Source organism: Nocardia abscessus NBRC 100374 (assembly GCF_000308455.1).
Classification (GTDB): domain Bacteria; phylum Actinomycetota; class Actinomycetes; order Mycobacteriales; family Mycobacteriaceae; genus Nocardia; species Nocardia abscessus.
In genome coordinates this window covers 1-13,145 of the sequence record NZ_BAFP01000259.1, presented here as the reverse complement: position 1 = coordinate 13,145, position 13,145 = coordinate 1, and the positions used below count along the sequence as shown (strand labels likewise).

The following is a 13,145-nucleotide window of genomic DNA, read 5'->3' as shown; positions in this document are numbered from 1 at the left end:
GCAGTCAGATCCGTATCGCACACACCGGGCGGTGTGCGAGTTGGCATCAATCGTCCGGGTCTCCCATCGACTCAGTGACGAGGAATTGCGTGACGCCGCCGACCGTGCCATCGGCGACGCTCGTCTCGCTACGGCGCTCGGTGTGGGTGACTACGGTCTGGTCCAGACCCTCGCCGCGGCTCCCGCTCTGATCCAGCGATGGGACATGGCGGGCCCGTTAGGCCAGGCTGTCATCGCGGCAGCTGTCGATGCCCACCGTGTAGGCGTCTTGGGACCGTTGCCGAGGGAATTCTTGCGCGCCGCCGCCGCGGGCTATCTCGAGCCGGAGCACCGGCGCCACGCCCGACCCGATTCGTTCGACGAGGCGATGCGGTACTGCACCGAGCTATTGTTCGGTGCCACCGCTGCCCTTCCTACCGTGCCGGGAGACGCTCTGGGCGAGACCGCGGGCTACACCGTCGCCGATTATCTCGAGCAGCATGTCCGTCACGCACGCGAGCGCGTATTGATCCCGAGCGAAACGTGGAACGCCGTCCACCGGCACATCACAGTCACCGAAGATCTCGAACGGGCAGGACGTTCGGCCCAGGACAGGCTTCTGTTCTCCGTCGCCGATGCCCTATATCGGCAAGCAGGCGCACTCCTCGATGCCGCCAAGCTCCGCGTCAGACGAGGTTGCCCAGAAAAAGCCCACGAGCTACTGCACGCAGCTCGAAACTCGGGGGACGAATCGGTCATGAGCTGGGTGGCGGCACAGGCAAGTCCCGATCAGGCGATACCACTACTGAAGCAACTCATCGACAACACACCCGGCCCGAAACTCGACTACGTGCGCCGATTGGCCGGGGCACTGGTCGCCACCGGCGCGGATATCGAAGCGCTACCGCTGTGCCGAGAACTCGTCGCAAATGACCAAAATGTCTCTTGGGCGCTCGGTGAGATCGTCCGAATCCTCACTGCTACACAAAATATCGAGGACATTGTCGCCTACCTCCTTAGCTGTGCTGCCACCGGGAACCGTTCGGCCGTGCAGAAGGCTTACGAGGTCCTGTCCGACCTAGGCCGCCTGAACGAGTTGGAGGGCGTCCTCCGAAGCGCCGACTCGAGCCACTATTTGGTGGAACTTCTCGAATCGAACGATCGCTTCGAGGAAGTCGACGCGATGGCAGAGGCCGGCAATGACGCCGCGCGATCCGCCGCCGTCGCCCGAATGATCGAAACGAACGGGATAGACGCAGCCATCGAACGAGTTCGCCTGTGGCAATACTCCGACAAAGACGACGACAGCCGATGGCGCCTGCTACACCTCTATCAAAAAGCAGGGCGAGTCGACGAAGCACTCGAAATTGCGACCGAGATGGAAGATGGCACCCCGAACGACGATGTCGGCGTAGCCAGAATACTTCTCGCCGCCAACAGAATTGACGACCTCCGCCGTCGCGCCGACAACGAAGATCCTTACGCGCAACGTGAACTAACCGCCTGGTTGATCCAGCATGGGCATTGGCAAGAGGTGCTCCATCGCGCACAAGCGGGGCAAGTCGCTGCCGCTCGAGCCGCGACCGACTGGCTCGCAGCACAAGACCGTAAGATCGAAGCAATCCCTCTATGGGAGACAATTTTCGAAGGTTCGGGCGACATCTACGCGGCCCGCGAGCTGATAGATCTGCTCGCGGCTAATGGCCGCACAGACGAAGCGCTGACACTCGCACGTCAACAAGCCCGGCTCGGATCTAAGGGCGACAAGCGCAAATTCGCCGCGCTGCTCGCCGAATCCGGCGAACAGTGCGAAGTCGAACTACGCGACCTCACCGATGCCGGAGACCGCTACGCCACAGCGGCCCTTGCGAATCTGCTCGCGACTCGAGGAGACATCGCCGAGCTTCGACGCTGGACCGTGGCAGGCAACGACATAGCAGCACGCGCGTTGACATCACTCGCCTACGAGCGCAGGCAGACAGCGGCGGACGACAACGACCCTCTCCAACAGATCCTTCGGACCGGCCTACTGCCGACCGCGGAGTTCCCCGACGCCGACGACTCGATCTTCTGAGTGGTGTCGTCACCTGCGCGACACGGTTGCTCCGGTCGGCGGTCGACGATCCCACCTCGGCCCTACTCCAGGGTTTCGCCGCGGTCGGTTTTTGCTCCAGTTGTGTCCCCTGTTGTTGCGTTGTTTACGGCCTGTTTGTCGTCTGGTCGGTATGGGCGGGGGATGGTCATGACTATGGGGCGTACATGTAACGTCGATGCCTGTTTCCACTGCTGCGATTGGGCTTTCAGGTCATCGATAAGGGTGGACGGATTAAGATTCTTCGCCTTGGTTTTTCGCTTGTCCCCGGCCGCGTCCCAGAGTTCGATCGGGTACCAGCCGACGAGGTAGATCCCGACCTCGGTGCGTGCCTCGGGCAGGTATCTATCGACCAGTTGGGTCTCTTGGGCGGTCTCGACATCTACGTTCCAGGCGCCTTTCACCTCGATGACAAGTTTGATGTGCTGACTCGCGTCGGTATCGACGGTCTGTGTGTGGGCGTCGATGAGGATGTCGGTGCGATCGCCGGCACCGTAGGGATCGGTGGGAAGGATCAGTACCTCGCGGTTGACGGCCACTCGATAGCCTCCCAGTCTCAAGGTCAGTTCGTGTGCGAGGTAGGCACACAGGGCTGCTTCGGGTTTCGGCCGCCAGCGATCGAGTACATCTTCTTTGTCTTCCGAGCCGGGATTCTTCTTCCTGCGTCGGATCCCGGGTGTGCGATCCCACAGCAGTTCACAGTGAGATGCCAGCTCGCGCCCGATATCGTCGAGAGCCTCCTCCACCACGACCAATAGGTCGGTGCTGACTCTGATGACACGTTGGGCGGGGTTCTTCAGTACCTCGATCACATCGCGGGCGGTGGCTCGACTCCATCCTGCCAGAGCGTACTGTTTGGTCGCTGTGACCAGGGCCCCGAGGATCGCTAGGCGGTCGGGGTAGCGTTGCGAGAGGTCGCGCAAACAGCGGATCGCTTCTGCGGTGGCTCGTTCTCCCAGAACTTGGAGCGTTCTGTCCCGCCACCGACGCGCTTGCTCATCCTCGGTGACGAAGTGGGCTTCGAAAGAAGTGGCGTCGTCCTCTGGGGCGTAGAGGTTGCTGAGCCAGAGGTAGATCTCGGCGAGTTCGGCGTCGTCCAGGGCCTTCGAGATCGATACTTCCGCCTCGGTGTGCACGCAGGCGATGGACAAGGCGAGACCGAATTGTGCGCTGTCGTTCACCATGGCTCTGATGCGCGACCACCATGCTTTGGCGTCGATCGTGAGAAGGGACTGGGCCGCGAGCACAGCAGCACGGCCTTTGATCGAATCGTCACCTCTGACCGCCACCGCGCCGTCGGCTGCCATGTGCGCTGTCTCGCCGCCGACGGCGAGCAGTCGAGTCAAGAACAAATTCCATGTTGCCAGCGTGGCTTCGATTCCGTCTCGATCTTGCACCAGTGCGAAGTCATGAAGATACGGATCATCGAGCCGTTGTGCGAGGGCCGATCCCGGTAGGACTCCGATTGCGATCGAGAGTTGAAGCAGGAGTTGTTCGCCTGTCCTCTGCAATTCGGTGTCCCAGCCGAAGTCGATGGGTTTCAGTTCGTACGGGTGGCGGTTGTGTCGGTGGGCCGAGACCGCGATCTGGGTCATGCGCCACGCCAGCACTTTGGGTGCGTGGCTGGCGCTCAGGCGCAGGAGTCTGAGGCGTGAGGGTTCATCGAAGCTTGTTGACGCACCGACAAATTCTTTCAGGATCGAGGCCGTCCACGAAGCCCATGCTGATTCGGGCAGTTCGCCGAGTCGATGGTCGTTGTCGAGTTCGGTGAGCAGTGCGTATCCCGACCATGAGCGCCAGTCGCCGGTGTCCTGCTTTTCGATCCAGTCGTCGGCGTGGTCGTTCTCGGCGGAGAGATACCGTATAGCGAGTTCAGCGAGATCCGACAGCGGATCGTCGAGACCAGCCGCTGCGGGCCAGGCTCGCATCGGTCCGCTCGGATTTCCGCGCCGCCCCGTCTGCCGGTCGATCTGAAGTCTCTTGACCAAGAGCCACATACTGCCGTTGTCCCCGGCGCGGGCTTCATCGAGAATCCGTTTCAGATCGGTCAGAAATTCTGGCTGCGACCATCTGGGCTGGTCCTCCTCCGTGGACGGAGTACGTCGCGGTGCCCGACCCTCGACGGCGTCGGGTTGCGGCTGGACGAATCGTTTGAGGTACGGCCACGCTGGGTGCTGTTCATTGGAGGCCAGAGCCATCGCGGATTCATCCTGGCGCGTGAACAGGAAACTGGCCATCTCTCCGTAGATGTCGATGATCGGCTCGCGCGAGGTCGACGACGCGGCGACAACCTGGTCCATCGCCCACGCGAAATCCTCAGTGCCCAACAGTTGCCGCCGAACCGGATGATCAGCTGGGGTCGACCACCGCACAGTGGAGTCGGCTTTCCAATCGCGCACGATCATCCACGCCGCCTGGCGTGGAGACAACGGCGTGTGAGCTGCTGCTTCGACCAAGGCTTGTGCCAGCATTCTGCGAATACTGCGAACACGGGGGGGTTCGTCTCCGCTCGCGTCCGGTTGGAGGGACGACGGGAGCGGCGCGTCACGGTTTTGCTGGAACAAGCACATCGCGACCTCGGCGAGAGCCTCGAGGTGCGGTTCTACCGCCGGTGCGCCGAGCGCGCGATCGAAAATGGCGTCGAGCAGCGATTCTCCGTCGTAGTCGTCTGTGAAGACGAACCCTGTTTCTATCGATCCGGGTCGGCATACCGCCAACTGCGCCCAGGCGAGGACATCCGCTATCTGCTCGTCGGGCACCGTACGCGGAAAGGTCCGGAAAACCGTGGTCGTGCCATAGAGGTGTGTGGGCGGGTTCCGCAGTGATGTCAACATCGTGGGCAGGTCGATGTGGTTGGGCCACAACAGGCTCAACAATGCGCCACGCAGGACGTGCTCGCGGTCTACGGGTTCGTCAGCGTTCGAGTTCAGCGATTCCAGCACCTCGATCAGTGCGGGCACCGAGCGCTCGGGGGCCAGTTCGAACGCCGCTTGGGCTGCCAACCGACGTTCGGTCGAGTGCCAGCCGTTGTCAGCAGTCACCGTCAACAATGCCGCGACCAGTCTCGGATCCGCATCTGTGGCATCTCGAGCCAAACGAACCGCGATGCGTACCCGAGCCGTGGTGTCCCAGTCTTGACTCGCTGTCGCCGACACGCCTTCCAAGACCTCGGCCAACTGCCCGGCCAACTGCGGATGGCGCAGGTCCCATCTCGCCAGGATCCATCGCGTGTCGCCGAGTTCGACCCGCGCGGCGCGGTCCAACAGCTTCTCGACGGTGAGCCGGCGAACCTCGTCGGATCGAACCAACGCACTGTGCACGGCCAGGCTTTCCGGGTCGGCCGCGGCCAACCACTGCGTGGACGATGGACGCATCGCTACAATCCACGACGCCGTTTCACGAAGCGGGACGGGAATACTGGCGCTCTCTCCGTCAGGTGAACCGACCATGAGCAGGTTCGCCAACTGAGCCGCGTTGGTCCCTCGCTCCACCAGGTAGCGGGCTGCCAAGTAGGCGGCGACCGAGGAATGTCTTACCGCTACACGGTTTTCGTCCGGCCCGGTGAACAAGGCGGTCGCCAGCGTTTCCCGCAGCACTTTGGCGGTGACGTCGAAGGCCCCCGCCGTCGTGGTCTCTCCGCCTCCGACGAGATCGGCGCCGGGCAGATCGAAATGGCCCGCTTCCAGGCCGTGGCCCCGCCAGACCGTCCGATGGCCCGACAGTAGTGTCCAGGCTGCGATTCGCCCGGCGACGGCCAGACGCTGCGCGGCGGTGGTCTGCATCGCACCGTTCAGGCGCTCAGGGTCGGGATCCTCGGCCAACAGCTCGACCCCGCGAGCGAACAATGCCTCCGGTGTGGCCGGAAGATCGCCATCGGCGCGGAAGGTCCGCACCAACATCTCCAAGGTCAACGGAATGCTGGCCAGCACGGTCGCTGAGGCCTGCTCCACCCTCGCGATCAGATCTTCGCCCGAAACACCGGCGCTATTGACCAGTTGTACCGCCTCTTCGCGGCTCAATGGTGCTAAGTCCACGCAATAGCACGCTCCGAACGCCTGGGACAGCACCGATGTCATCGCCACTGGATAGTCCGCAGTGCGGCATGCCAACAAGAACCGCACACGGCGGGTATCGCGCCCGCCCAATGACTTCGCCAACTTCCGCGGAAGACGCCGAAGCATAGCGCTCTCGTCCGCCTGATCGAGAACGACGGTCAACACCCCGGACTCTGTGCTCGATTCCTCGACCGGAGGTAGCGCGGCCAGATGACCCCCGATTTCCGCGTCGTAGGAGAACTCGGTCAGATCGGCACCCGACACCCACAGGCAACAATCACCGCGGCCGTCCCATCCGTCCACCAACTTCGGCAGATCCTTGATTCGCTCCGCCAGAAGCGACGTTTTCCCGGCACCCGGTTCACCGAGCACCACCATCGCCCCCGCACGTGCTACCACCGACGCAGAAGCGAGCACCCCGTCCGTCAACTCGGAATCGTCCGCGACGACTTCCTCGTCGGACCGACGGAAGGCCCCCAGATCCCGACTGATCAGATCCTGCTCGGTCACCTCATTCCCACGAACCCTGCACACCCGCGGGACGTGGAAGGCAAACACAGATCCTGGCATGGCACGATCATCCGACACGCCACCGACAAACCGAAACCCTCGCGGCCCGTGAGGTATGCGCGGTCTCAAAAGCCACAGTTCAGAGACCACTCCCCTGCAAGGACGGCGGAATCGCCATCCATCCTCGCTCCGGCTCGGCGATTGCAGATCCCTTCAGCAACTTTCACTCCAAGCTGTACCAGCACAGTTTCAGCGAACGCTGAGTACTACCTCCCACAGGTCGGCTGCGGCCGATCGTCTGACGCCTCGGACATGGTGATTCCGGTGTGGTCACGCTCAACCCCTGTCGACATCGCCGCGTCTTTGCAACCGGTAGCGAACGCGCCCCCGGATCGTCACAGCGATCGATACCGGGCTACGTTGGGAGACTGGATCGGGTCGGGAGGAGAGCACCGATGGAGAATCAGGACGACACAGGCAACCGCGAGGGTGCCAACGCCCGCGCAGAAATTCTGTATGCCGCACCCCGGATCATCGAACGCAGTACCGATCCCAGTATCACCGCCGAAGCACGCAAGATCGTTCGCGTCGCTCAAGAACACAAAGTGTGCAGAATGGACTGCCTTCCTCGCGAGTCGGCCCTAGCATCCTTGACGTTTCCATTTCGGCTCAGCCCAGTGCCACCGCGACATGTGATGACCACAGGTCCACGGCCAGCGGGCGCACTTCTGGACTCCAGATCTGCGCGATCAGTGTCTCCAAATCGGCTGCCACAACCCATCTTTCTGCGTTGACCACGTGGTCAACGATCGTAGAGCTAGGAAGAATCTCGTCAGCTAGCGCCTGGGAAGGGATAGCTGGCCGATCAACTGGCACGGATGCTGCTCAGGGAACCGGGCGTCGATGCTCGCGGTACCAGAACGCGTCGGACATCTGGGCCTCCCAGGAGGCGCAGATACGATCGTCGGTGCCGTCCTCAGCGAGCGACTCTTCACCGTCGCTCGCGGGCAGCTCGACATCGGCAAGTGCGTCGGCTTCCACCATCAGCACGCCGTCGCGCTGCTCCACAACGACGTCGCCGTCCCTGGTCGCTGCAGTGTAGACGTATCCGCCCGCGATATCGCGAGCCACCTGCTCGGCCGACTCGATGAACGACATCCCGTGGCCTCCCAGTGCCGTCACGCCCACGAGCAAGGTCGTATCGGCGTGCGGAACCGCTCGGTGGATCCGACGGCCGAGCCCGGTCGGCGCCATGGTCTTGAAGCGATCCAGCAATTGCTCGCTGAGCTCGTTTTCCCGCAGCCAGTACGGGTGAAGGCAGTCGTAACCTGGCGCTCCCAAGTCGCGAAGCGGAAAGCCCTCAAGGTCTCCCGAGTCCGAACGACGCGCAAGTGACGGATCACAGCGATCGTAGAAGCGCAGGACATCGAGCAATGTCTCCACTACCAGTCGTCCCGCGACCCAGTCCCGGTAGCGCTTGTGTACGCCAGGGGCGGTGCCGGACAGATTCTGAATCTCGGCGGGCAGATCGGCGTGCGCCTTCCAGACCGGGAAGACCCGCCAACCGGCCATACCGCCGACCACACGATTCGAATCCATCTCGATCACCGAATCCGCGTGGGTATCAGCGTTGCGAATCAGCGTCAGGCCCCGCACGATTCGACCGTCCGTGTCATTGTCGCGGAACTTCTTGTAGGTGTCTTGATCATTCGGAGCCAGGAGATTCTCGAACTGCTGGTCGATGGTGCGGGCGATGACCGACGCGCTGGCCGCGTCGATGACGACCTGCTCGCAGTCGATGTCGAACCGGCTTCCTGGGTACAGGGCGACGTCACTTCTGACCGTCGCGGTCCACGTGCGACCGATCGCTTCGGCCAACGCCCGGTACTTCTGGACGACCTTTCGGCGCTCTGGCCCCGGCGGAATGGGAAACAAGCCTGGGTCCGTCGCGGCAGGCTGGCCGGGATTCAACGACATGGGCGGGTCCACTTCTGTGACCTCACCGTCTGAGGGCAAGGGCTCCAGAGTACAACGCGGATCTCGGATCGGCGAAATCGATATCCCGGAACCGGTTCCCGCATCACGGATACGCGCAGCCAAACGCCTGCGGTCCGCTGGCAGTGCCGCGGCGAGACTATCCATCGACCCCGCTCCTGCCGATGGTGACTTTTGGGGCGCAGCCGTATACCGGCTGCCTCCAAGACGCCGCGCAAGTCAACAGATCCACCACGAGCGATTGCGTCAGCTCGTCCGCCGTTCTTGCAGGTGGTTCACCTCGTCGTAGTGGGCCAACCATGTGTTCGTGACCAAGCACAGTCGCACCATCAAGCCCAGATCGGTCAACAGCAGGGTTGTTTCCTCACCGCTCCATCGGATCTCGGGAATCGAGTCGACGATCTCTGCGGTCGGCGCTCCGATCGCGGCGGTCAGTGCGGCAGCAGCTTCACTGAACGCCTCATGTACTGCAGCTCGACCGGCCGCATCGTCGGGAGCCAGTGTGGTCAAGGCTATTTCGATACGTTCGGCGTGACCGCCGTTGCCCATCACGTCACAGCTGCCGGGCCCGAGGCCGTTGTCGAAGCGGACCCAATCACTCGACTGGATGATCGGGTCCCGCCAGTCGAAGACCACGAGAAGCCGCATAAGGTTATCCATCCGCCACGACCAGACCAGCGACTGCAGCTGCCTGGCAAGTGTGATGGTGTCCGAGTGCCCCATCACCCGCCAAGCGGCGGCGAGCTCCTCCGAGCTTGAAGCAATGCTCGCTGTCGCCTGTGCTGTCTTCGTTGACAGACCGAGAAGCGGCAGTTCGGTCTCGCCGCTGCGCTCGTTCCATGCCTCGTATACCAACGTGGCCGGATCCGCGATTCCGAAGGCGTCACGTAGACCCGTGACCATCCTTGCCGCCAACTGTCGATAGCTGTCCGAGGAGGCCGGCCAGCGCAATTCATACCACCAGTTGTCACAGTGGTCGGTGTCTGGTCGCTGCCAGCCAGCGCTCTCAATGATCTGTCCACCGGAGTCTCCGACTTGCACGTCGGGGGCAAGCCAGCTGTCGCCGGGCAGCTCTGCCCAGATCATGGTGTCGAGCTGCCGGAACTGGACGAAGCGGCGGCGCTCCTTCGGTTCGTCTGCCTCACCGATGATGACGACCATCCCGGCAGACAACGTGGCTAGGTGCTGTGTCAGGCCGTCAGTGAACTCCACCCAGCTGGTCATATCAGTCCTTGTTCTTTCAGCTCAACGATTTTGTCGTGCATGGCGAGCCACGAGTTCGTCACCAGCACAGGCATACCGTCGTTTCGAGGCATACCAACAGGCTGACCCGGCGGGATGAATGCCAGCCGGACGCGTTCACCAGCCAGTCCCGCATCGCGTGGCAGCCAGCTCCGGCCCGTTGTCGCAGCGCAGCGCGGCTGGGTAGCCGCGTTGCACGGCGATGCGGTCGAGCTCGTCGATCAGCCTGTCGGCAGTGACCTAGCGTTCCACCAGCCTGCCCAAACATTCGCGAGTGTGCTCATCGACGATCGGACTCAAACCAGAAACCTGCCGTTTGGCATTCGGCTGGCCGTCGAAAGCTGGGGCCAATCTGGGGCCACACGCTATGCGCGGCCGAGAACGACCAGCACGTTTGGAATGTTGCCGCATGCTCGAATACCGGGTTTGACGTGTGCAAATGACATTAGCCCAGAGCTGGGGGTCAAGTGGTCGCAGGTTCAAATCCTGTCAGCCCGACAGCGAAAACCCCTTCCGACCAGCGTCGGAAGGGGTTTTCTCGTTCCGGTGACGGGCTCGGATTCGAGCGGTTCTCACAGAAATCTCACGTTTTCGGGCCGGTGGAGCCCCGAGCCCACCGCTCGAGCACGTCTCGATTGTCCGGAACGGTCTCCGGGACGTCGATGTAGTGCGCCTTGGCCACCGCGCGGGTGTTGCCGAGCTGGCGGGCGGCGCGTTCGGGGTCGCCGTAGGCGTGGTCGACCGCGGTGGCCGCGCCTTTGCGGAACGTGCGCGGGGTCACCCAGGCGAAGTTCTCCCCGCGTGCTGCACGCAGGTGCGGCCGAAGTTGTTCGGGTTGCGCAGCGACCCGTTGCGGGCCGGGAACAGCAGTCCCATCGGGTTGGGGCGGTCGCCGACTTCCAGGTCCTTGACGGCCTCTCGGACGGCCTCGACGGTGTGGGCGGGCAGCAGGATGCGCCGCCAGCCGTTGTCGGTCTTGGGGGGGAGCACCCGCGCGAAGCAGTTGATGTGGCGACAGAAATCGGATCATCCCCGCGGGTGCGGGGAGCACCGGGATCGGTCGGCGGCTCAAGTACGAAAGCGCGGATCATCCCCGCGGGTGCGGGGAGCACACCGGGCCGGGACGTACCGGGACGGTCGGGGACGGATCATCCCCGCGGGTGCGGGGAGCACACTTTTTGACCAGCAAGTATTTTGCCAGAGCGGCCGATCTTCAATCGGTTTGACATCCGGCAAGATGCCTAATGCCGGGCTCCGCAGTCCAGCCCCGACTACCGACAAATGCCGTTGCATCAGCACCCACATTGCACCGAGCATGAACAGCAAACCCACAGACACCTCACAAGCGGAACCACACGCACGCAGTCACCGAGGTCGACGCCTGACCGTCACTGACACCATCAACCACCTCGGCGGCGCGTAAGACTGCCACCTCACCATCCTGCAAGCACAAGTGATCCGGGAGGTACTGCATGGAGAATCGGCCAACCAACCCTGTTGAATATTCCACCAGCACTGGCAGGCACCCCGTTCCCAGCTACGACACCCACGCCGTCGATGAGTTAGAGCCGACCGGTCAAACGCCAGCCGCGGTGAGTGTGGAGGAGTTGATCGCCAGCCTCACTCCACCCCACCCGGATCAGATCACGCCCATCATCCGCGCCGCGTTCGTCGGCAGAACCTCCACCGACGACACCCAGGACCCCACACTGTCCATACCCCGGCAGCTCTCGACATGCGAGGCGAAGTTGGCCGGATTACCGTTCCCGGTGTCGATCGTCGCGCACGACTGGGACATCGAGACCGGACGACTAGACCTCGATGCCCGCGGCCACTCCACCGCCCACACCCGCTTCGATGTGCCGGTACCGCGTGACGGCGGCATCTCCGACCTGCTATCCGCGGCAGCAGCCAAGGATCGTGGATTCGAGGTCGTGATCGCCGAACAAGTCTCCCGCACCGCCCGCGACACCCGCGCCTCTACCGAATTCGAACACCGGCTACGTCAGAACGACGTCCAGTTGTGGTGCGCCAACGAACCCATCGAAATCACCACCGGTGATCCCGCCGCCACCACCATGCTGCTGCGCGGCATGAACCGCGCCATCGCCGACTGGTACGTCCGCAACCTCCTCGAACAATCCCGCGCCGGCGTCGAACAACACATCAAAGCCGGCTACAACATCGGCAAAATCCCCCACGGATACTCCGCCAACCGGATCCCCCACCCCGTCCCCGCCAAACGCGCCCGCGGACAGGCGAAGACGACTCTGGCGATCAACGAGGACACCGCACCCACCTCCGCCAGATCTTCACCTGGCGCATCACCGAACAACTCGGCTACTCACGCATCTGCGACCGACTCAACCAACACCCCGACCGCTACCCATCCCCCACCGGCGGAGCCTGGTCCGTCTCCACCGTCTCCCACATCCTGCACAACCCCAAATACACCGGCTACCAGGTCTACAACCGCACCCGCGCAAAAACCTCACTCCACCGCAGCCGCACCAAACCCGTCACCGAATGGATCTGGTCACCCCAACCCGCACACCCCGCCATCATTTCGATCGACGACGCCGCCCAAACCATCGGCACCAGCCACGAACGCTCCCGCCGCGACCCCTACCCCGGCGCACCCAACCCACACCCCCGCACCCGACGCGTCTACAAACTGCGCTCCTACATCACCTGCACCCACTGCGGCCACCGCATGTGCGGCAAAACCGACGGCGGAGCCCGCACCTACTACTTCTGCCAACCCCGAACCAAAGCACCACGCCCCGCCGGACAACCCTCCAGCGTCTACCTCCCCGAACCGGAAATCCTCACCGCCATCACTACCTTCTTCAACACCCACGTGTTCGGACACAACCGACGCGAACTGTTCCTCGCCAGCATCGAAACCACCGACACCGCCGCCGCCGAACAACACCACGCCGACATCGACGCCACCCAGCAAGCAATCCACCGCATCGAAACCACCCGCCAGCGGCTGCTGCGCAACCTCGCCGTATTCGACTACGACACCGACAGGGCGGCCATCGAACACATCCACAACCAACTCCGCGACCTCGACACCCAACACCACACCCAAACCACCAAACTCACCGAACTCCGCAAACAGCAACCACCACCACCCGCCCACAACATCGACCTACTCGACCAACTCTCCACCACCCCCATCGACCTCGCCGAACTCCCCACACCCCTCCTGCGCCAACTCCTCGACGCCTTCCACTTCACCGCCACCTACAACCACACCAACCACC

7 protein-coding genes and 3 pseudogenes are annotated in these 13,145 nt (G+C 63.1%); 4 read left to right on the top strand and 6 right to left on the bottom strand.

Annotated features, from left to right (window positions below):
• Window positions 1-40 precede the first annotated feature (40 nt).
• On the top strand, window positions 41-2,053 hold the full coding sequence (locus ON19_RS32160) for a tetratricopeptide repeat protein (RefSeq protein ID WP_157229937.1): 2,013 nt from the start codon (window positions 41-43) through the stop codon (window positions 2,051-2,053).
• A gap of 62 nt (window positions 2,054-2,115) precedes the next feature.
• Here the strand turns inward: ON19_RS32160 and ON19_RS32155 are convergent, their stop codons facing one another.
• The 6 genes and pseudogenes from ON19_RS32155 to ON19_RS45120 all read right to left on the bottom strand — a co-directional run bounded on the left by ON19_RS32155 (window position 2,116) and on the right by ON19_RS45120 (window position 10,863).
• Window positions 2,116-6,636, bottom strand: coding sequence for a hypothetical protein (locus ON19_RS32155; protein ID WP_043701425.1), 4,521 nt, complete (start codon window positions 6,634-6,636; stop codon window positions 2,116-2,118).
• A gap of 885 nt (window positions 6,637-7,521) precedes the next feature.
• A complete protein-coding gene (locus tag ON19_RS32150; RefSeq protein WP_218006514.1) occupies window positions 7,522-8,736 on the bottom strand; it encodes a hypothetical protein in 1,215 nt (404 codons plus the stop codon).
• 141 nt (window positions 8,737-8,877) lie between these two features.
• Complete coding sequence (locus tag ON19_RS40980; RefSeq protein WP_051169521.1) at window positions 8,878-9,855, bottom strand: DUF6301 family protein; 978 nt, start codon at window positions 9,853-9,855, stop codon at window positions 8,878-8,880.
• Between the two features lie 98 nt (window positions 9,856-9,953).
• Window positions 9,954-10,164: pseudogene (locus ON19_RS44170) on the bottom strand (integrase catalytic domain-containing protein); the annotation flags it as partial.
• A gap of 292 nt (window positions 10,165-10,456) precedes the next feature.
• The gene (locus ON19_RS32135) at window positions 10,457-10,654 is read right to left on the bottom strand and encodes a hypothetical protein (protein ID WP_043701421.1); all 198 of its coding nucleotides are present in this window, start codon (window positions 10,652-10,654) and stop codon (window positions 10,457-10,459) included.
• The gene (locus ON19_RS45120) at window positions 10,651-10,863 is read right to left on the bottom strand and encodes a hypothetical protein (RefSeq protein WP_227954895.1); all 213 of its coding nucleotides are present in this window, start codon (window positions 10,861-10,863) and stop codon (window positions 10,651-10,653) included. Before ON19_RS45120 ends, ON19_RS32135 begins: the two co-directional genes overlap by 4 nt.
• Before the next feature lie 482 nt (window positions 10,864-11,345).
• Between ON19_RS45120 and ON19_RS44875 the strand changes: the two are divergent.
• The 3 genes and pseudogenes from ON19_RS44875 to ON19_RS44165 all read left to right on the top strand — a co-directional run.
• Window positions 11,346-11,990, top strand: a pseudogene (locus ON19_RS44875) (recombinase family protein); the annotation flags it as partial.
• Window positions 11,987-12,433, top strand: a pseudogene (locus ON19_RS44870) (recombinase family protein); the annotation flags it as partial. The pseudogenes ON19_RS44875 and ON19_RS44870, both read left to right, overlap by 4 nt.
• A 153-nt stretch (window positions 12,434-12,586) precedes the next feature.
• Window positions 12,587-13,145: hypothetical protein (locus ON19_RS44165; protein WP_255218435.1), on the top strand; the 559-nt coding region annotated here is incomplete at its 3' end.